This is a genomic window from Caulobacter sp. GW821-FHT12D05, assembly GCF_058807295.1.
On sequence record NZ_JBXAQO010000001.1, the window covers coordinates 39,151 to 64,998 of the forward strand.

22 protein-coding genes and 1 pseudogene are annotated in these 25,848 nt (G+C 68.5%); 15 read left to right on the plus strand and 8 right to left on the minus strand.

The features are described 5' to 3' along the window. The first annotated feature begins 73 nt into the window (after positions 1-73). The 4 genes from AC1RRR_RS00280 to AC1RRR_RS00295 are packed head-to-tail and all read left to right on the plus strand — an operon-like array spanning position 74 to position 3,110. Positions 74-1,375 carry a replication-associated recombination protein A gene (locus AC1RRR_RS00280; RefSeq protein WP_492809573.1) on the plus strand — a complete coding sequence of 434 codons (1,302 nt, stop codon included), beginning with the start codon at positions 74-76 and terminating at the stop codon, positions 1,373-1,375. Next, positions 1,372-1,773: a hypothetical protein gene (locus AC1RRR_RS00285; RefSeq protein ID WP_492809575.1), complete on the plus strand. Its 402-nt coding sequence runs from the start codon at positions 1,372-1,374 to the stop codon at positions 1,771-1,773. Before AC1RRR_RS00280 ends, AC1RRR_RS00285 begins: the two co-directional genes overlap by 4 nt. Beyond that, complete coding sequence (locus AC1RRR_RS00290; protein ID WP_492809577.1) at positions 1,770-2,585, plus strand: RluA family pseudouridine synthase; 816 nt, start codon at positions 1,770-1,772, stop codon at positions 2,583-2,585. Before AC1RRR_RS00285 ends, AC1RRR_RS00290 begins: the two co-directional genes overlap by 4 nt. 15 nt (positions 2,586-2,600) lie before the next feature. Next, a complete protein-coding gene (locus AC1RRR_RS00295) occupies positions 2,601-3,110 on the plus strand; it encodes a CC0125/CC1285 family lipoprotein (RefSeq protein ID WP_492809579.1) in 510 nt (169 codons plus the stop codon). Here AC1RRR_RS00295 and AC1RRR_RS00300 read toward each other — a convergent pair whose 3' ends face one another. Next, positions 3,111-4,343, minus strand: coding sequence for a hypothetical protein (locus AC1RRR_RS00300; RefSeq protein WP_492809581.1), 1,233 nt, complete (start codon positions 4,341-4,343; stop codon positions 3,111-3,113). Between the two features lie 163 nt (positions 4,344-4,506). Between AC1RRR_RS00300 and crcB the strand changes: the two genes are divergently transcribed. Both crcB and AC1RRR_RS00310 read left to right on the plus strand, forming a co-directional pair. Further along, positions 4,507-4,890, plus strand: a complete 384-nt coding sequence (gene crcB, locus AC1RRR_RS00305) for a fluoride efflux transporter CrcB (RefSeq protein WP_291875291.1) — start codon at positions 4,507-4,509, stop codon at positions 4,888-4,890. Continuing rightward, complete coding sequence (locus AC1RRR_RS00310; protein ID WP_492809583.1) at positions 4,887-5,885, plus strand: RluA family pseudouridine synthase; 999 nt, start codon at positions 4,887-4,889, stop codon at positions 5,883-5,885. The genes crcB and AC1RRR_RS00310 overlap by 4 nt, the downstream gene beginning before the upstream one ends. A 2-nt stretch (positions 5,886-5,887) precedes the next feature. Here AC1RRR_RS00310 and AC1RRR_RS00315 read toward each other — a convergent pair whose 3' ends face one another. Together AC1RRR_RS00315 and AC1RRR_RS00320 are read right to left on the minus strand one after the other, a co-directional pair. Then, the gene (locus tag AC1RRR_RS00315; protein WP_492809585.1) at positions 5,888-7,150 is read right to left on the minus strand and encodes a DUF1501 domain-containing protein; all 1,263 of its coding nucleotides are present in this window, start codon (positions 7,148-7,150) and stop codon (positions 5,888-5,890) included. Then, positions 7,147-8,577: a DUF1800 domain-containing protein gene (locus AC1RRR_RS00320; RefSeq protein ID WP_492809586.1), complete on the minus strand. Its 1,431-nt coding sequence runs from the start codon at positions 8,575-8,577 to the stop codon at positions 7,147-7,149. Before AC1RRR_RS00320 ends, AC1RRR_RS00315 begins: the two co-directional genes overlap by 4 nt. A 55-nt stretch (positions 8,578-8,632) precedes the next feature. On the opposite strand from AC1RRR_RS00320, the gene AC1RRR_RS00325 reads away from it, so the two are divergent. The 5 genes from AC1RRR_RS00325 to AC1RRR_RS00345 all read left to right on the plus strand — a co-directional run bounded on the left by AC1RRR_RS00325 (position 8,633) and on the right by AC1RRR_RS00345 (position 14,464). Then, on the plus strand, positions 8,633-9,355 hold the full coding sequence (locus tag AC1RRR_RS00325) for an ATP12 family chaperone protein (RefSeq protein ID WP_492809588.1): 723 nt from the start codon (positions 8,633-8,635) through the stop codon (positions 9,353-9,355). Beyond that, positions 9,355-9,684, plus strand: a complete 330-nt coding sequence (locus tag AC1RRR_RS00330) for a YnfA family protein (RefSeq protein WP_492809590.1) — start codon at positions 9,355-9,357, stop codon at positions 9,682-9,684. The genes AC1RRR_RS00325 and AC1RRR_RS00330 overlap by 1 nt, the downstream gene beginning before the upstream one ends. A 131-nt stretch (positions 9,685-9,815) precedes the next feature. Beyond that, positions 9,816-11,348, plus strand: coding sequence for an acyl-CoA carboxylase subunit beta (locus tag AC1RRR_RS00335; protein ID WP_492809592.1), 1,533 nt, complete (start codon positions 9,816-9,818; stop codon positions 11,346-11,348). Positions 11,349-11,553: 205 nt separating this feature from the next. Next, positions 11,554-13,263 carry a methionine--tRNA ligase gene (metG, locus tag AC1RRR_RS00340; protein ID WP_492809594.1) on the plus strand — a complete coding sequence of 570 codons (1,710 nt, stop codon included), beginning with the start codon at positions 11,554-11,556 and terminating at the stop codon, positions 13,261-13,263. Position 13,264: 1 nt separating this feature from the next. Then, a complete protein-coding gene (locus AC1RRR_RS00345; protein ID WP_492809596.1) occupies positions 13,265-14,464 on the plus strand; it encodes an MFS transporter in 1,200 nt (399 codons plus the stop codon). Here AC1RRR_RS00345 and cysN read toward each other — a convergent pair. Then, positions 14,452-16,359: a sulfate adenylyltransferase subunit CysN gene (gene cysN, locus AC1RRR_RS00350; RefSeq protein ID WP_492809597.1), complete on the minus strand. Its 1,908-nt coding sequence runs from the start codon at positions 16,357-16,359 to the stop codon at positions 14,452-14,454. The two genes, AC1RRR_RS00345 and cysN, sit on opposite strands and share 13 nt — an antisense overlap. Continuing rightward, positions 16,359-17,324 carry a sulfate adenylyltransferase subunit CysD gene (gene cysD / locus AC1RRR_RS00355; protein WP_492809599.1) on the minus strand — a complete coding sequence of 322 codons (966 nt, stop codon included), beginning with the start codon at positions 17,322-17,324 and terminating at the stop codon, positions 16,359-16,361. The genes cysN and cysD overlap by 1 nt, the downstream gene beginning before the upstream one ends. A 220-nt stretch (positions 17,325-17,544) precedes the next feature. Here cysD and AC1RRR_RS00360 point away from each other — a divergent pair. The 3 genes and pseudogenes from AC1RRR_RS00360 to AC1RRR_RS00370 all read left to right on the plus strand — a co-directional run. Beyond that, positions 17,545-17,632 (plus strand): annotated as a pseudogene (locus AC1RRR_RS00360) (hypothetical protein); the annotation flags it as partial. Positions 17,633-17,919: 287 nt separating this feature from the next. Continuing rightward, positions 17,920-20,592: a polar localization protein TipN gene (locus tag AC1RRR_RS00365; RefSeq protein ID WP_492809601.1), complete on the plus strand. Its 2,673-nt coding sequence runs from the start codon at positions 17,920-17,922 to the stop codon at positions 20,590-20,592. After that, positions 20,593-21,153, plus strand: coding sequence for a sugar transferase (locus AC1RRR_RS00370; RefSeq protein ID WP_492809602.1), 561 nt, complete (start codon positions 20,593-20,595; stop codon positions 21,151-21,153). On the opposite strand, the gene AC1RRR_RS00375 is transcribed toward AC1RRR_RS00370, so the two are convergent. Next, positions 21,150-22,598: a mannitol dehydrogenase family protein gene (locus AC1RRR_RS00375; RefSeq protein WP_492809604.1), complete on the minus strand. Its 1,449-nt coding sequence runs from the start codon at positions 22,596-22,598 to the stop codon at positions 21,150-21,152. The two genes, AC1RRR_RS00370 and AC1RRR_RS00375, sit on opposite strands and share 4 nt — an antisense overlap. A gap of 126 nt (positions 22,599-22,724) precedes the next feature. After that, positions 22,725-23,549 carry an NmrA family NAD(P)-binding protein gene (locus tag AC1RRR_RS00380; protein WP_492809605.1) on the minus strand — a complete coding sequence of 275 codons (825 nt, stop codon included), beginning with the start codon at positions 23,547-23,549 and terminating at the stop codon, positions 22,725-22,727. A 93-nt stretch (positions 23,550-23,642) separates the two neighbouring features. Here AC1RRR_RS00380 and AC1RRR_RS00385 point away from each other — a divergent pair, with 93 nt between their 5' ends. Next, positions 23,643-24,263 (plus strand): TetR/AcrR family transcriptional regulator, encoded by a 621-nt coding sequence (locus AC1RRR_RS00385; protein ID WP_492809607.1) that lies wholly within the window; start codon positions 23,643-23,645, stop codon positions 24,261-24,263. Position 24,264: 1 nt separating this feature from the next. On the opposite strand, the gene AC1RRR_RS00390 is transcribed toward AC1RRR_RS00385, so the two are convergent. Continuing rightward, positions 24,265-25,773 carry a UxaA family hydrolase gene (locus AC1RRR_RS00390; RefSeq protein WP_492809608.1) on the minus strand — a complete coding sequence of 503 codons (1,509 nt, stop codon included), beginning with the start codon at positions 25,771-25,773 and terminating at the stop codon, positions 24,265-24,267. Positions 25,774-25,848: the final 75 nt, after the last annotated feature.

Consider the following 25,848-nt stretch of genomic DNA (forward strand, 5'->3'; position numbering starts at 1 on the left):
TCATCGTTAACGCGGGCACTTTGAGGGCAAGGTGATAATGGGACTTGAACGGGCGGGCCTGCTAGAAGAGGGCATGTCCGATCTCTTCCAGGCCGCCGGCCTGACGCCTCACGCTCCGGCCCCGCTGGCCGACCGGTTGCGCCCCCAGAGCCTCGACGAGGTGGTGGGCCAGCAGCATCTCCTGGGTCCCGAAGGGCCCATCGGCCGCATGGCGGCGGCCCACCGCCTGGCCTCGATGATCCTGTGGGGGCCGCCCGGCACCGGCAAGACCACCATCGCCCGCCTGCTGGCCAAGGCCGGCGGCTATGAGTTCCACCAGATCTCGGCGGTGTTCTCCGGCGTCGCGGACCTGAAGAAGGCCTTCGAGCAGGCTCGCGCCCGGCGTATGGCCGGCCAGAGCACCTTGTTGTTCGTCGACGAGATCCACCGCTTCAACCGCGCCCAGCAGGACGGTTTCCTGCCGTTCGTGGAGGAGGGGATCGTCACCCTGGTCGGGGCCACGACCGAGAACCCCTCGTTCGAACTGAACGGCGCTCTGCTGTCGCGCTGCCAGGTCTTCGTGCTCAAGCGCCTGGGCGAGGACTCGCTGGACCAACTGCTGCAACGCGCCGAGGCCGCCGAGAACCGGCCGCTGCCGATCGACGCCGACGCGCGCTCGGTGCTGGTGTCGATGGCCGACGGCGATGGCCGCTACCTGCTGACCCTGGCCGAGACCCTGTTCTCGATCGGGACCGACAGCCCGCTGAACCCGACCCAGCTGGGCCAGTTCCTGCAGAAGCGCCGCCCGGCCTACGACAAGGACCGCGAGGAGCACTACAACCTCATCTCGGCCCTGCATAAGTCGGTGCGCGGCTCCGACCCGGATGCGGCCCTGTACTGGCTGGCGCGGATGCTGGAGGGCGGCGAGGACCCGCTGTTCATCGCTCGTCGCCTGGTGCGCATGGCGTCCGAGGACATCGGCGCGGCCGATCCGCTGAGCCTGCTGCTGACCACGGCCGCCAAGGACGCCTACGATTTCCTGGGATCGCCCGAGGGCGAACTGGCCCTGGCCCAAGCCGTGGTCCACATGGCGTCGGCCCCCAAGTCCAACGCCGTCTACAACGCCTACAAGGCCGCCCGCCGCGCCGCCAAGGAGACCGGCAGCCTGATGCCGCCGTCGCACATCCTCAACGCCCCGACCAAGCTGATGAAGTCACTCGGCTATGGCGATGGCTACGCCTACGACCACGATGTCGAAGGCGGGGTGTCGGGCCAGAACTACTTCCCGGACGGCATGGAACGCAGGCGGTTCTATGAACCCAAGCCGGTCGGGGCCGAGGCCAAGGTACGAGAGCGCTTGGAAGCCTGGGGCAAGGTGCGGAAGGATGGGAAGTGAAGGTGTTGCGGAGCCGTTATCTGTCGGCTGGAGCCTTGCTTCTCACACTCTTCGTCTTCGCCGCTCAAGGGGGCGTGGTTGGATCTCCGCCCGGTGACGTGAAGGCGTTGCTGTTGCCTCTGATCCTCTTGTCGGTGGCGACGAGCATTCTGGTGACCGCCCAGGCCTTCCCGGGACGGCCCGTATCCGCGGCGGCGATTTCGGGCTCGGCCACTGGCGGCTTCCTCTATGGCGAGATGTTCTTCAGCACGGCGCTGGACGTCATGTTCACGGGGCCGATGCCTTGGTGGAGCGAGGATGTTGTGGGCTCGCTACTGGTGTTCATGCTGCCATCGGCGCTCATCGCGGCGATCGGCGCTTTCATTTTGTCCCGCCAGTTCGGTAAGGGGACGTCATGAGCAGTCCGAAATTCCGCCGCCCGCCCGGTGTCGCCAAGCCCAAGGCCATCGAGTGCCCCATCACCCTGACACAAGAGGAGATCGACGCGGCCAAGTCGTGGGTGCTGTACGAGGACGAGGCGATCATCGTGCTGGACAAGCCGGCGGGCCTCTCGAGCCAGGGCGGCCGGATCAAGGCCCATACGCTGGATGATCTGCTGTGGGCCTTCGCCAAGCCGGGCAAGGCGCGGCCGCGTCTGATCCACCGCCTGGACCGTGACACTTCGGGCGTGATCCTGACGGCCAAGACCAAGCCGGGCGCGGCCTTCCTGGGCGAGGCCATGATGGCCAAGCGCTTCCGCAAGAGCTACCTGGCCATCGTCGCGCCGGGCGCGCCGGAGCCCAAGGGCGGCATGATCGACAGCCCGCTGCGCCGCGAGTCGATCGGCCGCGAGGCCTATATGCGGGTCTGCGAGCCGGACCATCCGGACGCCGAGACCGCCCGCAGCCGTTATCGCACCCTGGCCAGCAACGGCGTGGCCGCGCTGGTCGAGCTGTCGCCGGACACCGGCCGCATGCACCAGCTGCGGGTCCATATGGGCTCGATCGGCCGGCCGCTGGCGGGCGACAGCCGTTATGGCGGCGCGCTGATGCTGGGGGGCGTGGCCGTGCCGCGCCTGATGCTGCACGCCGCGCGCCTGACCTTCCCGCATCCGCTGGGGGGCGAGCGCAAGATCACGGCCCCGCTTCCGTCCGATTTCACGGCCATGCTTGCGGCCCTCGAACTGTCAGTCCCGGAACAGCCAGGTTCCGAGGCCGTTGATCAGGTCTGAAGAGGCACGAACGCCATGAAGATCGCCAAACCGCTTATTGCCGCCGCTCTGTCGGGCTTCTTGCTCGCCGCCTGCGCCAGCGTCCCGACCGTCTATCGCGCCCAGGCCGGCGCGCCCAACGACGTCGGCTATTCCGAATATCGGCTGGAGGCTGGTCGCTACCGCGTCACCTTCCAGGGCGGCCCCGGCGCGCCCGAGGCCCAGATCGCCGACTACGCCCTGCTGCGCGCGGCCGAACTGGCCCTGCGCGACGGTTATGACTGGTTCCGGATCGCCGACCGCTCGACCACGTCCAGCGGCTATGATCGCGGACCCCGGATGTCGGTCGGCGGCGGCTCGGCCAGCTTCGGGCGCCGTTCCAGCGTCGGCATCGGCTTGGGCACCAGCTTCGACCTGGGGCCGGGCCCGGCTTTCTCGCGTTCGATCGAGGTGGTGTTCGGCAAGGGTGCTGTCCCGAAGGACCGCGACGCCTATGACGCGCGCGACGTCGTCAAGAACGTCGGCTACGGCCGTCAGCGGACCTGATTAGGCCGCGGCCTGTTTGGCCAGCGGATAGTTGGCGCGCAGCGAGGCGTGCGTGAGGCCGGCCGTGTCGGCGGCGGCGAAATAGCCTTCCTGCGGCAGGCCCTGCAGGATGGTCATCGGCGCCAGGCCGCGTGAGTCACGACCGAAGGCCATGATGTCCATGGCGATCTTGGCCGCTTCGCCTGACAGGTCCGAGCCGTCCAAAGCCAGCCCGGCCAGGCGGGCGTCGCGCAGGACGCGTAGAGCTTCCTTGTCCGGCGGTACGCGGGCGATGACGCCGCGGGTCAGGGCGCGCAGCAGGCCGACCACTTCCAGCAGGCGACCGGCGGGCGTGCCGCGCGTGACGTCGACCAGCTCGATCTGGACGCCGCCGCGCAGCAGGGCCAGCGACAGACCAGCGGTGCCGGTCAGCAGGTCGCGGCCGCGCTGGGTGCCCAGCGTGCGGAACGAGGCCGGCAGGATCAGTTCGGGCGTATTGGGGCCTTGGGCCGAGCGGGCGAAGACGGCCGCGTATTTCAGCGTCGACTCGTCGATGAAGGCGACGTCGCGGTCCGACAGCTTGGTCAGGGCGCGGGCCGAGGCCTGCCGGCCGCTGGCCAGATGGGTGACCATCGGCTCGATGCGCACGGCGGTGGTGACGTTGCGGCGCAGGCTGACCACGTGTTCCAGCGTGAAGTCGACCCGCAGTGCCGCGCCGCCGGCGGTGGTGAAAGCCACCGGAGTGCGGCGGGACTCGTCGGCGGGATCCACGGCCACGCGGACCGGCGAACGGGCGCTGTCGCGGCGAGCGCGGGCGGCCAGGACGACCGAGGCGTCGATCGGCTTGCAGACCGCTTCGCCGCCTTCGATGCCGATGACCGAGCGGATGCCCAGGTCCATCGGCGAGGCGGCGCCCAGCAGATGGGTCAGCACGTCCTCGAGGATCTTCACGCTGGTCGCCTGGGCGGCCAGGCCCTGGTCGTGGTTCATGGCGATCAGGAATTCGCTGTCCGAGATGCGCGCACGCATGTCCTGGCGATCCAGGTGCTCGTTCAGCTTCAGCTCGACATAGGTCCAGACGTCGCCACGCTTCTGGCTCCACCACTCGCCAGCCCACTGGCGGATGGCCTTGATGCTGATGACGTTGACGGAGCCGCGCGACACCAGGTCATTGCCCGTCAGGCGCTGAAGCACCGGGCCCGGCAAGGCCACGCGTTCGGTCGCGTCTGAAGGAGGGGGGGTGTCGAAGGGCATGGGTCTGGCGCTGTTTAAGACACGTGCAGAGTGCGGTCCCGCGCTTAACCGTGGGTTTTGAAAGAGGGTTTACAACCGCGTTTACCTTGAAAGAAATCGGGGAAAAACAAGGGAACTGCGGTGGGTGCTTGGCGTTCACGCCCGCTCGGCGCATAAGGCGTTCATGAACAAGCTGCTTCTGGTGGCCGCTGGCGGAGCCGTCGGTTCGGTCGCGCGCTATCTGGTCGGCGTCGGGGCCATGCGGGTCATGGGACCCGGTTGGCCGTATGGCACCTTCACCGTCAATGTCGTAGGCGGCTTCCTGATGGGATGCCTGGCCTCGTGGCTGGCGCATCGCGGCAGTTCGTCGAGCGAACAGTGGCGCGTGCTGCTGGGCGTGGGCGCCCTGGGCGGCTTCACGACCTTTTCGTCCTTCTCCCTGGAAACCGCGCTGATGATCCAGAAGCGCGCGTATGGCCAGGCTTTCTCCTATACGGCCGCGAGCGTCCTGCTTTCGATCGCCGCCCTGTTCGCGGGCCTTCTGGTCGCCCGCAAGGTTTTCGCATGAGCACTAAAGAAGTCCGCACCCTGTACGTCGACGCCGGCGAGGACGGGGTCCGCCTGGATCGCTGGTTCAAGCGCCGCTGGCCGCACCTGAACCATATCCAACTGAACAAGCTGTTCCGCTCGGGCCAAGTCCGGGTCGACGGCTCGCGGGCCAAGGCCGACACCAAGCTGGCGGCCGGCAGTCAGATCCGCGTGCCGCCGCTGCCCGACGCGCCCGATCCGACCGACAAGAACAAGCTGTCGGCCCGCGACATCGCCTACGCCAAGTCGCTGGTGCTGTACGAGGACGAGGAAGTCCTGGCCCTGAACAAGCCCGCCGGCCTGGCCGTGCAGGGCGGCACCAAGACCACCAAGCACGTCGACAAGCTGCTCAGCGCCTGGGGCGAGGGCGTCGATCGCCCGCGTCTGGTTCACCGCCTGGACCGCGACACCTCGGGCGTGCTGCTGCTGGGCAAGACCCCGGCCGCGGCCGCGCGCCTGTCGGGGGCCTTCGCCAAGCGCAAGGCGCAGAAGACCTACTGGGCCATCGTCGCCGGCAATCCGCACCCGACCGAGGGCGTGATGGAGCTGCACCTGGCCAAGCGTGGCGTCGGTGATCGTGAACTGGTCGTGCCCGCCCAGCCCAAGGATCCGGACGCCCAGCCGGCCGAGACCGAATTCGTCACCATCAGCCGCGCCGGTCCGCGCGTGACCTGGATGGCGTTGCGTCCGCACACCGGCCGTACGCACCAGTTGCGCGCCCACATGAAGGCCATGGGCCATCCGATCCTGGGCGATCCCAAGTACGGCGACGAGAAGTCCGATCCGCTGTCGGAAGGGCTGAAGCTGCAGCTGCACGCCCGCTCGATCATGCTGCCGCACCCGTCGGCCGGCATGCTGCATCTCGAGGCTCCGCTGAGCCCCGAGATGAAGGAAGGCTTCCGCAAGTTCGGCTTCTCGGAAGACGAGGCGGACGCCGAGCCCTTCGGCCGGCGCAGCGCCAAGATTCGTCGATAGGCCTAGACGAGACCGGTCACCGGTTTGGCGGCCGCGCTGTCGGGGAACACCTTGCTCTCCAGGACCGCGAGGTCGACGCCAATGTGGTCGGCCAGCACGCCCTTGAACAGGCCGCGCATGTCGAGGGTCGGGGCGGTGTCGCGGTTCTCGAACAGGGCGTTTTGCGCCAGGCCGGGCCAGTCCCCGACGATGCCGCCCTTCTTCAACGCGCCGCCCAGGATCAGGCCGGTCGAGGCCGTGCCGTGGTCGGTGCCGCCGGTGCCATTGACGCGGGCGGTGCGGCCGAACTCGGTGACCGCGATGACCACGGTGTTCTTCCACTCCACGCCCAGCCCCGTGTGCAGGCCGTCCAACACCGCGTCCATGTAGGACAGGCGCGTGGCGATCTGGCCCAGCTGGCCGGCGTGGGTGTCGAAGCCGTCCAGCGAGATGGCGGCGATCTGCGGGCCGCCGGCTTGCGTCATGAAGCCGCCCAGGGTCGAACCCAGCTTGCGCGCGGCCTCGCTGCCGGCGCGGTTCTGGCGGTCGTTGGCCATGGTCGGGGACATGGACGCGGGCTGCAGCATGCTCGGCGTCGAGGCGGCCGCGACGTTCATGGCGGGGGTGGCGGCGAGGGCGGTCATGGCCTGCTGGGCCATGGTCTCGGTCTCCAGGCCCCGCGCGAAGGCTGGGCCCAGCATCGGGTCGTTGCGATAGAGGTCCTGCAGCAGCGTCGGCAGGCGCGCGGTCTCGTCGACGCCCTTACCCGGCGACCAGCTGGCCGCCTGGACCTTGCCGCGCAGGATCAGCGGGGCGGTGGTCCCGACCGACAGCCCCTCGACCTTGCGGGCCGGCGCCAGGGCTTCCAGCGTGCGGTTCAGCCAGCCGGTCTCGGTCCCGTAGACATGGGCGGCGCCGGTCTCCAGCACGTCCTGGGCCTCGAAGTGCGAGCGGGCGCGGTCAGGGCTGGCGATGGATGGGGCGATGCGGGCCTGGCCAGCTTGCGCCAAGGCGTGGACGGACTTCAGGGCAGGGTGCAGGCCGAAGGTCTCGTCCAGCTTCAGCACCTGGTCGGGCTTCAGGGCGATCGAGCCGCGCAGGGCCGCGTAGTTGGCGTCGCCCACCGGCGGTGAGACCGACAGGCCGTCCATGCCGCCGCGACAGATGACGACGACCAGCTTCTTCTTGGCCAGATCGCCCTCGGAGGCGGCGAAGGCCTGGGAGCCTAGGAAGCTGACGGAGATGCCAAGGCCCAGCAGGGCGCGGCGGTTCAGGTGAGCGGTCATCGGCGTTGGAACTCCGGGCTCATCACGAGAAGGGCGAAGGCTTCGCGGCGGGTCTCGGCCCGCGACACGGCCTTGGCGACGGGGGGCGTCAGGCGTTCGCCCAGGGCCGAGACGGCCAGGGCGTTGGGATCGGTGCGGTCGGCGACGACGGCGGCGAAACCTTGCGCCCACTGCATCCGCTTGATCAGCCCGTCGGGCGAGGCCCAGGTCTGGGCGTCCTCGGCCCAGCCCTTGGGGGAGGGGGCGGAGAAGGGCTTTTGGCCGAGACCGGTGAGGATCGGCGCCAGGCGCTCGATCGCCGACGGCTGGGCCCCGATCAGCCGCCAGGTCGACAGGGTGTATTCGTAGGGCGTCTTGAACTTGGTCGGGGTCGGATCCCAGGCCTCGGGGCTCTCGACCAGGGCCTTGGCGACGGCCGCCAGGTCACCGCCCGTGTCCATCCAGCGCCTCTCCAGCCGGTCGGTCAGCGACTTGGGCGGCGTGTCCGAGACGAAGTGACGGGCGATCTTGCCGCAGACATGGTGGGCGGTGCGCGGATCGGCGGACAGATCCTTCAGCACCGCCAGGCCCTGCTTGATGTCGGCCTGGCCGTAGTGGCGGGCCAGGATCGTGCGGGCGCCGGGCTCGTGGGCGTTGTCACGGAACACGAACTGGCCGGCACGGTCCTCGTTGTCGCGGCCGACCGAGAATCCGGTCAGGGCGCGGGCGAACTCGGTCACGTCGGCCTGCTTGTAGCCGGCGTCGACGCCGACCGTGTGCAGCTCCAGGATTTCACGCGCCAGGTTCTCGTTCAGCCCCGCCTTGCCGCCCCGGCGTCCGGCCGCGCGGCTGTTGGGGCCGATCGACTGGGCCTGGTCCAGATAGGTCAGCATGGCCGGATGGGTGGACGAGGCGACCAGCAGGTTCTCGAAGCTGTTGAACACGTAGGGCCGGATCGCCTCACGCTCGAACGGGCCGATCAGCACCGAGGTGATCTGCTTGGTGGCCGAGACCGTGAAATGGTTGGCCCAGAACAGCGCCCAGCGTTCGCGGAAGCTGGCCGGCGTGCTGGCCCCCAGCTGCGCGCGGGCCAGGAAGTCGGCGCCGACCTTCTCGCGCAGGTCCCGCTGGGCGTCCTTGAAGTTCTGGGCGTTGGCGGCGGTCTTGTCCTCGCCGTCCTTCTGCTGACGCTCCATGCGGCGCTGCTGCTGGTAGTCGCGCATCTGCTCGAAGCGGACCGAGGCGCTTTCGCCGCCATCCTGCGGGATGTCGGCGCCCTCGCGGCGGATCTGGGCGGTGAGGTAGCCTTGCGGGTCGGCCTTGGCCGCGTCGATCTCGCCGGGACGGGCGCCGAGCCCGAAGCGGGTGACGGCGATGGCGGCCATCATGTCCTTGGACGGTAAGCTCAAGCGGCGCTCTCCCTTGCGCTGACACGCGATCTTGCTCATTCAACGCGGGAGTTTCGCCGTTCCGTCGCGAACGGCCCGAAAAATGAGATCGCCTGTGTCCGACAAGTCCGAGCTGCTGCTGAAACCCAAGCGCTTCTACAAGGCCGCCGCCGCGGCCCCGGTCGAGGGCGGCTTCGCGATCCAGCTGGACGGCCGCACGCCCAAGTCGCCGGCTCGCAAGCCGCTGGTCGCACCGACCAAGCTGTTGGCCGACACGATCGCCGCCGAGTGGGAAGCCCAGGTCGAATATATCGACAACAGCCTGATGCCGGCCACGCGCCTGGCCTTCACGGCCATCGATCGCATCGCCGAGACCCGCGCCGAGGTGGCCCGCGAGATCACCGCCTACGCGTCTTCCGATCACCTGTGCTACCGCGCCGAACATCCCACGCCCCTGGTCGAGCGCCAGGACCGGGAGTGGGGCGCGATCCTGGACTGGGCCAAGGCCGAGTTCGGTTTCGTCTTCACGCCCGTGGCCGGGATCATCCACCAGCCGCAGCCGCCGGCCACCCTGGCCGCCGTCGAGGCCTTGGCCCTGACGCTGGACGACTTCGCCCTGGCGGGCGTGGCCTTCGCCTCGGGCCTGTTCGGCTCGACCGTGCTGGCCCTGGCCGTGCGCGCTGGCCGCCTGACGGGCCGCAAGGCGCTGGACCTGTCGCGGCTGGAAGAGGTGTTCCAGGCCGAGCAGTGGGGCCAGGACGCCGAGGCCACCGCCCGCGCTGAGTTCCTGGCCGTCGAGGCCGACATGATCGACCGCTGGTTCGCGGCGCTGCGCTGATGCTCAAGACCGGCGCCGTCTACGCCTTGGCGGCGCTGGCCGAAATCGGCGGGTGCTTCGCCTTCTGGGCCTGGCTGCGGCTGGGCAAGACGCCGTGGTGGGCCGGAGCGGGGACGCTGTCGCTGATCGTCTTCGCCTTGCTGCTGACGCGGATCGACGCCAGCATCGCGGGTCGCGCGTTCGCGGCCTATGGCGGCGTCTACATCATCGCCTCGATCGCCTGGATGCGCTTCGTCGAGAACGCCCGACCCGATCGCTGGGACCTGATCGGCGGGGCGGTCTGCCTGGTCGGGGCGGGGATCATCCTGTTCGGTCCCCGTACGAACTAACTGGCGAACTAATCTGCCCCGTGCTGCGCTGCCGCAAGGTCCGCCTTGCCTGCGCCTTCTGGCGTCGCTAGGGCTGGCTGCCTAAGGTGGGCGAACCGCCAGCATAACTATCCGGGCAGGGGAGTACGCGCGTGCAGCACATTCTCGAGGAACTCGACCGTCGTCGCGAGCAGGCCAAGGCCGGCGGTGGCGAGGCGCGCGTCGCCGCCCAGCACGCCAAGGGCAAGCTGACCGCCCGCGAGCGCATCGACCTGCTGCTGGACGAGGGCTCGTTCGAAGAGTTCGACATGTTCGTCGAGCACCGCTGCGCCGACTTTGGCATGGAAAACCAGAAGATCCCCGGCGACGGCGTCGTTACCGGCTGGGGCACGATCAACGGCAAGGTCATCTACGTCTTCTCCAAGGATTTCACGGTGTTCGGCGGCAGCCTGTCGAACGCCCACGCCCAGAAGATCATCAAGGTCCAGCGCCAGGCCATGAAGGTCGGCGCGCCGATCATCGGCCTGTTTGACGCCGGCGGCGCCCGCATCCAGGAAGGCGTCGACAGCCTGGCCGGCTATGCCGACATCTTCCTCGAAAACACCCTGGCCAGCGGCGTCATCCCGCAGATCAGCGTGATCATGGGCCCCTGCGCCGGCGGCGACGTCTATTCGCCGGCGATCACCGACTTCATCTTCATGGTCAAGGACACGAGCTACATGTTCGTGACCGGCCCGGACGTCGTGAAGACCGTCACCAACGAGGTCGTCACCGCCGAGGAACTGGGCGGAGCCCGCGTCCACGCCGCCAAGTCGGGCGTGGCCGAAGGCGCGTTCGAGAACGACCTGGAGGCCCTGACCCAGGTGCGCCGCCTGGTCGACTTCCTGCCGTCGTCCAACCGGGAGCCGGCCCCCGAGCGGGAGAGCTTCGACGAGCCCTATCGCGAGGAGATGAGCCTGGACACCCTGGTCCCGGCCGATCCGACCAAACCCTATGACATCAAGGAACTGATCCTGAAGATGGTCGACGAGGCCGACTTCTTCGAGATCAGCAGCGAGTGGGCCAAGAACATCGTCTGCGGCTTCGCCCGCATGGATGGCGAAACGGTCGGCATCGTCGCCAACCAGCCGCAGGTGCTGGCCGGGGTGCTGGACATCGACAGCTCGCGGAAAGCGGCCCGCTTCGTGCGCTTCTGCGACGCCTTCAACATCCCGATCATCACCCTGGTCGACGTCCCGGGCTTCATGCCGGGGACCAAGCAGGAGTACGGCGGCCTGATCAAGCACGGCGCCAAGCTCTTGTTCGCCTATGCCGAGGCCACGGTGCCGAAGATCACGGTCATCACCCGCAAGGCCTATGGCGGCGCCTATGACGTGATGAGCTCCAAGCACCTGCGCGGCGACCTGAACTACGCCTGGCCGACCGCCGAGATCGCGGTGATGGGCGCCAAGGGGGCGGTGGAGATCATCTTCCGCCAGGAGGCCAAGGACCCCGAGGTGCTTGCCGTGCGCGAGGCCGAGTACAAGGACCGCTTCGCCAACCCGTTCGTGGCGGCGCAGCGGGGCTATGTGGACGACGTGATCATGCCGCACGGCACGCGGCGGCGGATCGTGCGGGGGCTGAAGAGCCTGAAGGGGAAAGAACTGTCCAACCCCTGGAAGAAGCACGACAACATTCCGCTGTAGCCCAACGAACGTCATCCCGCGCTTTATGCGCGGGATCCATTTGTCCGCCGCAAGCGCAATGCGGGCTCACGCTCTCACGTGGAAGTTGAACCATGGGTCCCGCGCATAAAGCGCGGGATGACGGCTTCTGTTGTTCCGTGGGCCCGACCCTTCTATATGCGGACGCTTCTGCACTCCCCGTGACTCCCCGAAAGGCCGCGCCCGCATGGCTCGCATCCTGATCACCTCGGCTCTGCCGTACATCAACGGCATCAAGCACCTGGGCAACTTGGCGGGGTCGATGCTGCCGGCGGACGTCTATGCGCGTTTCAAGCGGGCCCAGGGTCACGAGACGTTGTACATCTGCGCTACCGACGAGCACGGCACGCCCGCCGAGCTGGCCGCCGCCGCCGCGAACCAGGACGTCGCCACCTACTGCGCCGAGCAGCACATCCTCCAGCACGATGTCGGCCGCGCCTTCGGCCTGTCGTGGGACCATTTCGGCCGCTCGTCCTCGCCGCAGAACCATCGCCTGACCCAGCACTTCTGCCAGGCCCTGGAAGACCACGGCCTGATCGAGGAACGCGTCGACCAGATGGTCTATTCGGTCGACGACAAGCGCTTCCTGCCGGACCGCTATGTCGAGGGGACCTGCCCGCACTGCGGCTTCGAGAAGGCGCGCGGCGACCAGTGCGACAACTGCGGCAACCTGCTGGACCCGACCGACCTGAAGGATCCGTACTCGGTGATCTCGGGCTCGCGGAACATCGAGGTGCGCGACACCCGTCACCTGTACCTGCTGCAGACCAAGATGCAGGACAAGATCCGCGCCTGGGTCGACAGCCACGGCGACTGGCCGCAGCTGGCCCGCTCGATCGCCTACAAGCACCTGGACGAGGGGCTGATCGATCGCGGCATCACCCGCGACCTGGCCTGGGGCATCCCGGTGGCCAAGGACGGCGTGCCGCGCCCGGGCTTCGAGGACAAGGTCTTCTACGTCTGGTTCGACGCCCCGATCGAGTACATCGCGGCCACGCAAGAGTGGGCCGAGGGCTCACCCGACCGTGACTGGAAGCGCTGGTGGCGCACCGACGAGGGCGCGGAAGACGTCCGATACGTCCAGTTCATGGGCAAGGACAATGTGGCGTTCCACACGGTCAGCTTCCCGGCGACCATCCTCGGCTCGGAAGAGCCGTGGAAGAGCGTCGACATGCTCAAGGCCTTCAACTGGCTGAACTGGTACGGCGGCAAGTTCTCGACCTCGTCCAAGCGCGGCGTGTTCATGGACGCGGCCCTGGAGATCCTGCCCCCCGACCTGTGGCGCTGGTACCTGACGGCCAATTCGCCCGAGAGCAGCGACACCGCCTTCACCTGGGAGCAGTTCGCCAGCGCCGTGAACCGCGACCTGGCCGACGTGCTGGGCAACTTCGTCAACCGCATCCTGAAGTTCAACGAGAGCAAGTTCGAGGGCGTCGTGCCCGAGGGCGGCGAGCCCGGCCCGCTGGAAGAGAAGCTGTTCGCCGACGTCTCGGCGCGTCTGGCCGACCTCTCCGAACAGATGGACGCCATCGAGATCCGCAAGAGCGCCCAGGCGCTGCGGGCTCTGTGGGTGGTCGGCAACGAGTACCTGCAGGAGGCCGCGCCGTGGACCGCGATCAAGACCGATCGTGATCGGGCCGCCGTCATCGTCCGCACGGCCCTGAACCTGGTCGCTTTGTACGCCAAGCTCTCGGCCCCGTTCATCCCGTTTGCGGCCGAGACGATCGGCGACGCCTTCGGCCTGGAATTCCCGGCCCAGTGGCCTTCGAACGACGCCAAGGCCGAGTTGGACAAGCTGGCGGTGGGGACGAAGGTGACCGTGCCGGACGTGCTGTTCAAGAAGATCGAGGACGAGCAGATCGCCGAATGGACGGCCCGCTTCGGCGGCGCCGAGTAACGTGATCCCGGGGGCGGACAAGTCGGAAGAGCGAGGGCTCCCGACGCTTGTCCGCCTCTGCCTGTTCTACGCCGCGATCTATCTGAGCTCGGGCGTCAGCCTGCCGTATATCGGCACCTACCTGCGCTCGCGCGGCATGAGCGGTGGTGAGATCGGCCTGATCCTGGCCGTGCCGCTGTTGCTGAAACCCTTCACCGGCGCCTCGCTGGCGGTGTGGGCGGACGGCTTCACCCTGCGGCGCACGCCGATGATCCTGCTGCTGGTCGGGGCGGGGCTGGGTTATGCAGGCCTGCTGCTCGCGCCGAACCTGTGGTGGTTCATCCTGGCGTGGTTCATCGGCCAGACCCTGCTGTCGACCGTCTCGCCGCTGATCGACGTGATCACCCTGCGCCGGGCGCGGCTCGAGAACTTCAACTACGGCATTCCGCGGGGCACGGGTTCGTCCGCCTTCATCGCCGCCAACCTGGCGATGGGCGCGATCCTGACCTTCGCCGCGCCGACCATCATCGCCATCTGGATCGCCGCGGCCTGCCTGATTGGCGCCGTGGCGGCCGCTTTGGCGGTGCCGCCCGAGCGGGTTCACGCCGAGGGCGCCAAGCCCGACCGTTCGGAACGCTGGAAGGGGCTGAGCGATCTGCTCTCCAACCGCACCTTCGTGCTGGCGGTGGTCACGGCCGGCCTGATCCAGGGCGCGCACGCCTTCTACTACGGCTTCTCGGCCATCCTCTGGCGCAAGCAGGGGATCAGCGAGCCGATGATCGGCATCCTGTGGGGCGTGGGCGTCGCGGCCGAAGTCGGCTTCATGTGGTTCCTGGAGCCGCTGCGCCGCCGCTGGGGTCCGGAGCGGTTCCTGATCCTGGGGGCGAGCGCCGCCGTGCTGCGCTGGACCTGCTACGCCTTCGAGCCGCCGTTGTGGGCGCTATTCCCGCTGCAGATGCTGCACGCCATGACCTTCGCCGCCAGCTTCCTCGCCTCGCTGCGGCTGATCGAGAAGCTGGCCCCGCCGGCCGCCGCGTCGCCCGCCCAGGCGATCAATTCGGCGCTGTCCTCGGGTTTCACGCTGGGCATCGCGACCCTGGCGTCTGGCCCGCTGTTCGACGCTCTGGGCGCGAAAGGCTACCTGGCCACCGCCTTCATGGCCCTGCTGGGCCTTGGCGGCGCGATACTGCTATCGCGCCGCTCCAGACATCAGATCGTGTAGTCGATCTCCTGGCCTTCCAGCCAGGCGACGATCTTTTCGGCCGCCTCCACCGGATCGATCGCGGTCGTGTCGATCCGCAGTTCCGGAGCTTCCGGCGCCTCGTACGGACTGTCGACCCCGGTGAAGTTCTTCAGCTGGCCGGAGCGGGCCTTCTTGTAGAGGCCCTTCACGTCGCGGGCCTCGGCCACGGCCAGGGGCGTGTCGACGAAGACCTCGATGAACTCGCCCTGGTCCAGCAGGTCGCGCGCCAGTTGGCGCTCGGCCCGGAACGGCGAGATGAAGGCCGTCAGCACGATCAGGCCGGCGTCGACCATCAGCTTGGCGACCTCGGCCACCCGGCGGATGTTCTCGACGCGGTCCTCCTCGGTGAAGCCGAGGTCCTTGTTGAGGCCGTGGCGGACGTTGTCGCCGTCCAGCAGATAGGTGTGGCGGCCCAGGGCGTGCAGGCGCTTTTCGACCAGGTTGGCGATGGTCGACTTACCCGCGCCCGACAGGCCCGTCAGCCAGACGACCTGGCCGCGCTGGCTCTTCAGCGCCGAACGCGACGACTTCGTCACGTCGGTGTGCTGCCAGTGGATGTTGTCGGCCCGGCGCAGGGCGAAGTTCAGCATGCCAGCGCCAACCGTGCGGTTGGACAGGCGATCGACCAGGATGAAGCCGCCCATCTGGCGGTTGTCGGCATAGGCCTCGAACGGGATGGCCTGGTCGAGCGAGAGGTTGCAAACCCCGATTTCGTTCAGCTCCAGCCGCTTGGCGGCCGTGTGCTCCAGCGTGTTGACGTTCACGCGGTGCTTGATGTCGGTGACGCTGGCGCTGACCGTGCGGGCGCCCAGCTTCAAGAGATAGGTGCGGCCCGGGGGCAGGGGCTCGTCGTCCATCCAGACGACGGTGGCCTCGAACTGGTTGGCGACCGGGGCGGGCGCGTCGGCCGAGGCGATGACGTCGCCGCGCGAGATATCGATCTCGTCTTCAAGGGTCAGGGTCACCGACTGGCCGGCGACGGCCTGGTCCAGATCGCCCGGCAGGGTGACGATGCGGGCCACGCGGCTTTCGCGGCCGGAGGGCAGGGCGCGGATACGGTCGCCCGGCTTGATGGTCCCCGAGGCGACCAGGCCCGAGAAACCCCGGAAGTCCAGGTTCGGGCGATTGACCCACTGCACCGGCATGCGGAAGGGCTTGGCCTGCAGGTCGTCCTCGACCTCGACGCCTTCCAGCCAGTCCATCAGGATCGGGCCGTCGAACCACGGCGTGTGCTCGCTGCGGACGGCCATGTTGTCGCCGCCCAGCCCCGAGATCGGGATGGGCGTGAACACTGTCAGGCCGATCTGGTCGGCGAAGGCGCGGTAGTCGGCGACGATGGCGTCAAAGACGCCCTGGTCCCAGCCGACCAGGTCCATCTTGTTCACCGCCAGCACCACGTGGCGGATGCCGAGCAGGGACACGAGATAGCTGTGACGGCGCGTCTGGGCCAGCACGCCCTTGCGCGCGTCGATCAGGATCACGGCCGCGTCGGCGGTCGAGGCGCCGGTGACCATGTTGCGGGTGTACTGCTCGTGGCCGGGCGTGTCGGCGACGATGAACTTGCGCTTCTCGGTCGAGAAAAAGCGATAGGCGACATCGATGGTGATGCCTTGCTCGCGCTCGGCGGCCAGGCCGTCGACCAGCAGGGCGAAGTCGATCGCGCCGCCCTGGGTGCCGACCTTCTTGCTGTCGGCTTCGAGGGCCGCCAGCTGGTCCTCGAAGATCATCTTGCTGTCGTACAGCAGGCGACCGATCAGGGTGGACTTGCCGTCGTCGACGCTGCCGCAGGTGATGAAGCGCAGCAGCGACTTGTGCTGGTGCTGGTGCAGATAGGCTTCGATATCCTGGGCGATCAGGGCGGACTGGTGCGCCATCAGAAGTAACCTTCCTGCTTCTTCTTCTCCATCGAGGCGGACTGGTCATGGTCGATGACCCGGCCCTGTCGCTCCGACGTGGTGGTCAGCAGCATCTCCTGGATGACCTGGGGCAGGGTGGTGGCCTCGCTCTCGACCGCGCCCGTCAGCGGGTAGCAGCCCAGGGTGCGGAAGCGCACGCTCTTGGTCTGCGGAACCTCGCCCGGACGCAGGCGGAAACGATCGTCGTCGACCATGATCAGCGCGCCATCGCGCTCGACCACCGGCCGCTCGGCCGCGAAGTACAGCGGCACGATCGGGATGTTCTCCAGGTGGATGTACTGCCAGATGTCCAACTCGGTCCAATTGGAGATCGGGAAGACGCGCAGGCTCTCACCCGGATGCTTGCGGGTGTTGTAGAGGTTCCACAGCTCCGGACGTTGGTTCTTCGGGTCCCAGCGGTGCTCGGACGAGCGGAACGAGAAGACCCGTTCCTTGGCCCGGCTCTTTTCCTCGTCGCGACGGGCGCCGCCGAAGGCCGCGTCGAAGCCGTACTTCGAGAGGGCCTGCTTCAGGCCTTCGGTCTTCCAGAGGTCGGTGTGCAGGGCGCTGCCGTGGTCGAACGGATTGATGCCGCGCGCCTCGGCGTCGGGGTTCTTGTGGACGATCAGGTCGAAGCCCAGCTCGGACGCCACCTTGTCGCGCAGGGCGTACATGTCCCGGAACTTCCAGGTCGTGTCGACGTGCAGCAGCGGGAAGGGCGGCTTGCTGGGATAGAACGCCTTGGCGGCCAGGTGCAGCATCACCGCGCTGTCCTTGCCGATCGAATACAGCATGACCGGACGTTCGCACTCGGCCGCCACTTCCCGCAGGATGTGGATGCTCTCGGCCTCCAGGCGCTGGAGGTGCGTGAGACGGGCCGGCGAGATCTGGGTCGTCATCGGTTCCGTCGGGTACGCGGCGGGTGCGAATTGGGTAAGGGCCAAGGCGAAGATCCGCAAAGGGAAAATGTCCGGGTCCCGCTCGTCGAGCAGGGCGCCGAATGTAGGCTGGGACCTAGGCCCGACCGTCTCCGGGGACAACCGCCGGAAATCTGGGGGCGCTGTCAGTTGGCTTGGCGCCACACCTCGTAAGCTTGTGCTTTCATGACCAAAAGTTCACTCGCGATCGTCTGTCGAGTCTCGCATAACGGCGCTATCGGTTTCGATAGGTGGGGCAATGGGCTTCCTGACCGAAATGTTGGCCGTGGCGATCGTTTGGCTGTCGTCGTTCGCGCTGTGCCAGTTCGGCATGGCGGTCGAACAGGCGTGTCCGCACGCCAAGAGCCAGGCCCAGCACAAGACCGTCGCCCGCTCGCCGCGAGACCTGGTCAAGCCGCTGCCGATCGCCGTCAGCGCCCCCGCGGGCCCGTCGCGCGACGCCTGAAGGCGCTTCCAGACGCCGCAACCCCTGCAAACACAAGCAAAGTTGCTTTCCGTCAGGGCGTTTCGCCGTTAGGTTCATGTGACACGCGAATGAGGGGTTCGGCGCGCGAAGGTTGTCTCTGCGCCCCCCTCCGACGCTCTGGGACCCTGGCTGTGTATGAAGCCTAAGAAGCGCCAACCGCTCGATTTCTCCGCGACGCCGACGGAAGTTCCTCCCGAGGAGACCAAGATCGCGCCCGAGCTCCCTCCTGAGCTTCCTGAAACGACGTCGTTTGCCGAGCCCGAGGCGGACATTCCGACCGCCGAGCCCTTGAGCCTGCAAGAGACCCTGCACGACGATCTCGCCGTTCCGCCGCCGTCGGCCGTGCGCTCGCGCCGTCGCCGCGAGCAAGCGCCCGACCCGGTGACCAGCTTCGCCGAGCCTGAACTCAAGCCGGCCACCTCGCTGGCCTTCGGCGTCCAACCGCCCGCGCCGGTCGTTGAGAGCGCGTCGTCCGCGCCGGCCAAGACCGAGAAGCGTGACGTGGACCTGCGCGGACCGGTGTCCGAAACGCCCACGCCGCTGACCGCCGAGCCCGCGCCGCGCCGCATGTCGGGCGTGCTGTTCTGGACGATCGCCACCGCCATCGCGGCCCTGTGGGCCCTGGCCCCGATCGCCTTCGCATTCGGTTTCGCCCGTGGCGTGCCGGCCTTCAAGGTCGAGGGCTTCGCGCTGATGGTGTTCGCGGGCCTGGCCATCGGGCCGGCCCTGCTGACCCTGCTGGGCGCCTATCTGCTGCGTCAGGCCACCGGCATCGCCGACGAGCTGAAGCGCACCCGCACCCTGACCGATCGCATCATCACTCCGGCCGCTCTGGCCTCTGTCGGCGCGTCCAGCGCGGCCGAGGCCATGCGCCAGGGCGTCGAGAACGCCGCCAATGCCGCCGAACGGGCGCGCGAACACATCATCTCGCTGCGCCAAGCGCTGGCCGAAGAGACCGCCCGCCTGGCCGAGGCCGCCGGCGAGTCGGCCAAGATGGCCAACCAACTGGCCCAGGGCCTGAGCCACGAACGTACGGCGATGGAGACCCTGTCGCAGTCGCTGGACGCCCGCTCCACGGCGGTCGTCGACGCCATCGGCAGCCAGGCCCGCATGGTGGCCGAGGCCTCCGACCTGGCCGAGACCCAGCTGCGCGAAGCCGAGGCCGCCCTGGCCGCCCGGGCCGCCGACCTGGCCGCCGCCGCCGCCGAGGCCTCGGACGCCGCTCGCGTCGGGGCCGAGGACCTGTCGCGTCAGATCGCCCGCCTGGAAACCGCCGGCACCGGCGTCGGCGACCAGGTCGCCACCGTCGAGAAGAGCCTGGCCGCCCAACGCGCCGCCCTGGTCGAGATCAGCCAGTCCCTGCGTTCGGAACAGGAAGACTTCGCCGCCGAGGCCGAGACCCGCACCGCCCAGCTCACCGAGTTCGTCGCCTATACCCGCGTCGGCGCCACCGAGCTGTCGGACACCGCCGCCATGGGCGCGGAGATCCTGCGCGGCCTGATCAGCGCGGCGTCGGACCAGTTCCGCGAGATGGGCGAGAGCGCCACGGCCCAGCGCGAGGCCTTCGCCGACAACGCCAAGAAGACGCTGGAGACGATCGGCGACGCGGCCGAGCAGCAGCGCACCCTGCTGGAAGACGAGCTCAAGGCCGCCATGGAAGCCATGGCTGAGGCTGCGCTCAAGGCCGGCGAGAGCGTCGAGGCCCGCGTCGAGGCCGCGCGCAGCCGCGTCGACCAGCTGAACGAGATCGCCTTCGCCGCCGGCCAGAAGGCCGACGCCGTCTTCGAATCCCGCATGGAAGAGGCGCGCGACATCATCGAGCACTCGGCCCAGATGGTGGAGCAGGCCGGGGCCCGCACCTCGCAGAAGCTGGCCGACTCCGTCCAGGCCGCGCGCGGCACGCTGGACGAGCTGGAAGCCATGCTGGCCGAGATCGGCAAGCGCACCGCCGAACTGCCGGCCGAGGCGCTGCACAAGGCCGGCGAGGTCCGCGTCTCGATCGAGCAGGGCGTCGAGCACCTGATGAACGCCATCCGTCGCACCGCCGAGGAGACGGCCGCGATCGACCAGGCCTTCCAGGAGCGCGTGCGCCGTAACTACGAGATGCTCAGCGAGGCGGCTGGGGCCGTCACCGCGTCCAGCGCCTCGACCATGGCTGCCCGCGCTGCGTCGGCGACCGCGCCGCCTGTCCGGACCCGCACGGCCGCGCCGCCGCCGCCGCCGCCGACTGATCCTCTGCCGATGATCGAGTTCGAGGATGAGGACGAGCCGCCGGCCGATCGCCGCCGCCTACGCCTGACGCCGACGGCCACCGACGAAGAGTTCCGCTCGGTGTTCGAGCAGGCCTCCACGCGCAAGCAGGCCGCCCAGTCCGCGCCCGAGCCGGACGGCGACGGCGGCTGGAGCTGGCGCAACCTGCTGGCCGGCATCGAGAACAGCACGCCGGGCGATAGCGGCCTGGGCGAGAAGCTGGCTGCCGAAATCACCGCCATGGGCATCGATCCGCACGCCCTGTTGCCGCGCGGCCGCATCGACGAGATCGCCGCCGCCCTGCAGACCCGCGACGCCGTCGGCGCCCGCGAGGTGGTCAAGCGCCTGGCGCCCGCCGCCATCCGCCGTCTGGTTCGCCGCCTGTTCTCGGACTCGACGCTGAAGAGCAATACCGAGCGTTTCCTGACGCGCTATGCCGGTATGATCGACGAAGCCGCCGGTCAGGATCGTGAGGGCTTCCTGCTGGCGGCGCTGCTGTCGTCGGACGCGGGTCGGGCCTATCTGCTGCTCGACGCGGCCAGCGGCGACCTACGCTAGGTGAAACGCCTTTTCGATTTCACGGCGGCGGCGATCGGCTTGATCGTGCTGGCCCTGCCGCTCGTCGTGCTGTGGGGTCTGGTGCGCCTGACCTCGCCGGGGCCGGGGCTCTACTGGTCGCAGCGGGTGGGGAAGGGCTCGGCGCTCTTTCCGATGCCGAAGTTCCGCACTATGCGGATCGACACGCCCGAGGTCGCCACGCACCTGCTGGACAACCCCGACCAATGGCTGACGCCGGTCGGGCCGCTGATGCGCAAGCTGAGCCTCGACGAGCTGCCACAGCTGTGGAGCGTGTTGGTCGGCCACATGAGCCTAGTCGGGCCGCGCCCGGCGCTGTTCAATCAGGACGACCTGATCGCGGCGCGTCAGGCCGCCGGCGTCGACGTATTGCGCCCTGGCGTGACTGGCTGGGCGCAGATCAACGGCCGCGACGAACTGGCCATTCCGGACAAGGTGGCGCTGGACGCCGAATACCTGGCCCGGCGCTCGTTCCTGTTCGACCTGGAGATCCTGGTCAGCACCGTCGTGCCGGTGCTGACCGCTAAGGGTGTGACCCGCTAGGCGAGGTCCGTGTAGGCCTTCTCGACCGCAGCGACGAACGTCGGGTTCGAGGTCAGAGCCGCCGGGAACACGCTGTCTAGCGCCAGGAAGGCCGCGACGTCGGTCTTGGCGTCGCCGGTGACGCCGACGCCGATCTCGGTCAGCTTGTCGTGCAGCGGGTCAGTGATGGCCTCGCCGGTCTTGGCGCGCAGGGCGACGAAACGCATCCAGGCCGCCAGCGGGATCGCCAGGCGCTCGATCGAGCGACCAGCGTCCAGGGTCTCGGTCAGGGTGCCCAGGATGCGGAAGGGCAGCTTTTGGGTGCCGTCCCAGGCGATCTGGGCCAGCAGGTGGCGGATCTCGGGATTGCGGAAGCGGGCCAGGATGGCCTCGGCGTATTCGGCCAGGTCCAGGCCGCGCGGCGCGGTGAGCGTCGGGATGATGTCCTTGGCCATCATTTCGCGGGCCAGGGTCTCCAGCACCGGGTCGCTGACGGCCTCGAACACCGTCTCGTGGCCGCGCAGGATGCCGACATAGGCCAGGGTCGAGTGCACCCCGTTCAGCAGGCGCAGCTTGGCGCGCTCGAAGCCGCGTACGTCGTCAGTCAGGATGACGCCGACGCTGGCCAAGTCGGGGGCGTCGCTCGGCAGCACGTCCTCGACCACCCACTGGGTGAAGGCCTCGCGCTGGATCGGCCAGGCGTCTTCCAGGCCGGTGGCGGCCTGGACGCGGGCGCGCAGGGCGTCGTCGGTGGCCGGCGTGATGCTGTCGACCATGGTGCGCGGGAAGCTGCCATTGGCGTCGATCCAGGCGGCCAGATCCGCGTCGACCTTGCCGGCGAAGGCCACCACGGCCGCCTTCAGGCGCCAGCCGTTGTCGGCGAGGTTGTCACAGGCCACGACGGCGTAGGGAGCCAGACCGGCGGCGAAGCGGCGGCGCAGGCCCTCGACGATGTAGCCGACGGCGCTCTTGGGTTCGCGCGGATTGGCCAGGTCGTGGACAATGTCGGGGTGCTTCTCGTCCAGCCCGCCTTCGGCCGACAAGGTGTAGCCCTTCTCGGTGACGGTCAGGGTGACGATGCGGGTCGAGGGGGCGGCCAGGCGGGCGAAGACCGACGGCGGATCCTCGGGGGCGACCAGCACCTCGCGGATCGCGCCGATGACGCGGAAGGTGGTCTCGGCGTCCAGCTGGGCCAGGGTGTATAGGCCGTCCTGCGGGACCAGGGCGTCACGGACGCCGGGGCTCTTCAGCGAGACAGCGCAGATTCCCCAGCGCGGGTCCTTGGCCAGCAGCTGATCGAAATAGAAGGCCTGGTGGGCGCGGTGAAAGGCGCCGGGGCCGAAGTGGACGACGCCGATCTCGACCTTGTCGCGGTCATAGGTCGGCAGAACCGTGCCGGGGACGGCGCCCGGATAGCTGGTCGGGCTCAGACGCAGGGCGGAGGAGGTCGCGGAGGTAGCCGTCAAGGGAGCACGCCTGGGTTCGAAATCGGGTCGGGAAGGAGAGTCCCCACGCGGGAGACTCTCCTAACGGAACCCTTATTTGCGGCAGTGTGCCACCGGTGGCAACAGGATTGGCCTGACCGGTCGGCTTCAGTTCCAGACCCCGGTCGCGGCGGTGCGGGCGACATAGTCCTGGAAGCTGCCCGGCGGGCGGCACAGGGCTTGTTCGACGCCATGGGCCAGGGGGATGTTGCGGCCGTCCAGCACGGTGGAGAACAGGTAGACGATCAGCTCGACCAGTTCGGGCGGCATGACTTCGGCCAGCCCCTGGCGATAGGCTTCCATCGGCACGGTGACCAGGGTGATCTCGCGTCCGGTGGCGCGGCCGATCATGTCGGCGGCTTCACCGAAACTCAGAGCCTGCGGTCCGGTCACTTCATAGAGCTTGCCGTTGTGGCCAGGGTCGACCAGGGCCAGGGCGACGATGTCGGCGATGTCGTCGACGTCGACGAACGGCTCGGGGGCCAGGCCGTGGGGCAGCACCAGCGTGCCTTCGCGGATCGGATCCAGGAAGAAGGCCTCGCTGAAGTTCTGCTGGAACCAGCTGGCGCGGACGATGGTCCAGTCCAGGCCGCTGGCCTGCAGGGTGTCTTCGGCTTCGATGCACTCGGGCTCGCCGCGGCCCGACAGCAGCACGATTTTGCGCACGCCAGCCTTGGCGGCCTCGACGTAGAAACGCTTGACGATCGGCAGGGCGCCCGGCGCGGCGATGTCGGGCTGGTAGGTCAGATAGACCGTCTCAACCCCGGCCACGGCCGCCGGCCAGGTGGCGTCGTTCTCCCAGTCGAACGGGATTTCTGCCTGGCGCGAGCCGGGGCGGACGGCGTGGCCTTGGCTCTGCAGGCGTTGCAGGACGCGGGCGCCGGTCTTGCCGGTGGCGCCCAGGACGAGGATCGGAGCGGTGGTGGTTGCCATGGGGGTATCTCCTGTTAATGTGAGGAAGTCTCGTATTCGAGAAAAGTGATAAATCCTCATATTTTTGCCGTCAATACCCCTCCTGGTGTTTTCATGTCCGAAGCCGATCCCACCGCCGCCCGTCGCACGCCCAGCCAGGCGCGCAGCCGCGAGCGGCTGGAGCGCATCCAGTCCGTCGCCTGCGAGCTGATCTCGAAGACGGGCAGCGATCAGGTGAAGATGAGCGAGGTGGCGGCCCTGGCCGGGATCTCGATCGGGTCGCTGTACCAATATTTCCCCGACAAGAGCGCCCTGATCCGCAGCCTGTTCGAGCGCTACGCGACCCAGTGTCGGGAATGCATCGCGCAGGTGCTGGAGGAGGTGACCGACCTGCCCAGCCTGCTGAAGGCCTTCGACGGGCTGGTCGATATCTATTTGGACGTCGTCATGGCCGAGCCGGTGATGCGTGACATCTGGTCGGGCACCCAGGCCGACAAGCACTTGGCCGACCTGCAACTGGCCGAGAGCCGCGTGCAGGGCGCGCTGCTGGCCGACGCCATGCGGAAGGTGCATCCCGGCGTCGCCGCCGAGGTGATCGACCGCAACGCCTTCTTCATCTGGGAGATGGGCGAGGCGGCCGTGCGGCTGGCGATCTCGGTCGGTCCCGAGGAGGGCAGGGCCCTGGTCGAGATCTACAAGCGGATGAGCCTGAAGGAGATCGCTGAGCCTAAGTAGCTTAGAGCGTGACGCCGGACTTCCAGATGGCGATCTCGCGCTCGCCGTTCAGCTCGGCCTTGGTGGCCTTGCCCGAGGCGGTGTCGACCACCAGGTCCATCAGACGGTCGGCGGCGTCGTCCATCGAGACGCCCTCCAGCACCTGGCCGGCGTCGAAGTCGATCCAGCCCGGCTTGCGCTGGGCCAGGCCCGAGTTGGAGGCGATCTTCAGGGTCGGGGCAGGGAAGCCCAGCGGCGTGCCGCGGCCCGTGGTGAACAGGATCACCGTGGCGCCGGCCGCCGTCAGGGCCGTCGACGACACCGCGTCGTTGCCCGGCGCTTCCAGGAAGGTCAGGCCGTGCGGGCCGACCTTCTCGCCGTAGCGCAGCACTTCGACCAGCTGGGCCCGGCCGCCCTTCTGCACCGCGCCCAGGGACTTCTCCTCCAGCGTGGTGATGCCGCCGGCGATGTTGCCGGGCGATGGGTTCTCGTAGATCGGCTGGTTGTTATCGATGAAGTAGCGCTTGAAGTCGTCGATCACCGCCACGGCCTGGTCGAAGATCTCGCGGCTGGCGGCGCGTTGCAGCAGCACGTTCTCGGCCCCGAAGACCTCGGGGATCTCGGTCAGCACCGGCGTGCCGCCGGCGTCGGCGACCTTGTCGGCGATGCGACCGACCAGCGGATTGGCCGTGACGCCCGAGAAGCCGTCCGAGCCGCCGCACTTGAGGCCCACGACCAGTTCCGAGACCGGGATCGGCTCGCGCTTGTCCTGCTCGGCCAGTTCGACCAGCGCCTCGACGGCGGCCAGGCCGTCTTCCAGCTCGTCCTCGACCATCTGGGTGGTGAAGCTGCGCAGACGATCGCGGTCGATCTCCGGCGCGCTGTCCAGCAGGGCCTTCAGCTGGTTGTTCTCGCAGCCCAGGCCCAGCAGCAGCACGCCGCCGGCGTTGGGGTGGCTGGCCAGGGCGGCGATCAGCTTGCGAGTGTGGGACAGGTCGTCGCCCAGCTGCGAGCAGCCGAACGGGTGGGGAAAGGCGAAGACGCCGTCGACGCGGCCGGCGAAGCGCTGGTTGGCCTTCTCGGCGATGCGGCGGGCGGTGTTGGCCACGCAGCCCACGGTGCACAGCACCCAGATCTCGTTGCGTGTGCCGGCCCGCCCGTTCTTGCGGCGATAGCCGTCGAAGGTGCGGGGCAGGGGCTCGAGATGCGGCTCCGGCGCGGTCGGGGCGAAGCTGTAGCCCTCGACGCCTTCCAGGCGGGTGTGGACGTTATGGACGTGGACATGGTCGCCCACGGCGATGTTGACGACCGCCCGGCCGATCGGCCAGCCGTACTTCAGGACGTCGCTGCCAGCGCTGGCAGCCTGGATAGCGATCTTGTGGCCCTTAGGGATGTCGGCGCGCACCGTGATGGCCTGGCCGTGCAGGTCCAGGGTCTCGCCGGCGACGAGGTCGCGCAGGGCGGTCGCCACGTGATCACGGGGGTCCACCGGGTGGATCGATTCGCGCTGGGCCAGGGTCGTTTCAGTCATCTTGGATCGTCGTCGCCAGAAGGAGTGTCGTCGATTTGCACATTCAATGACATGGTAACCGGTGTCAGCCGGGTC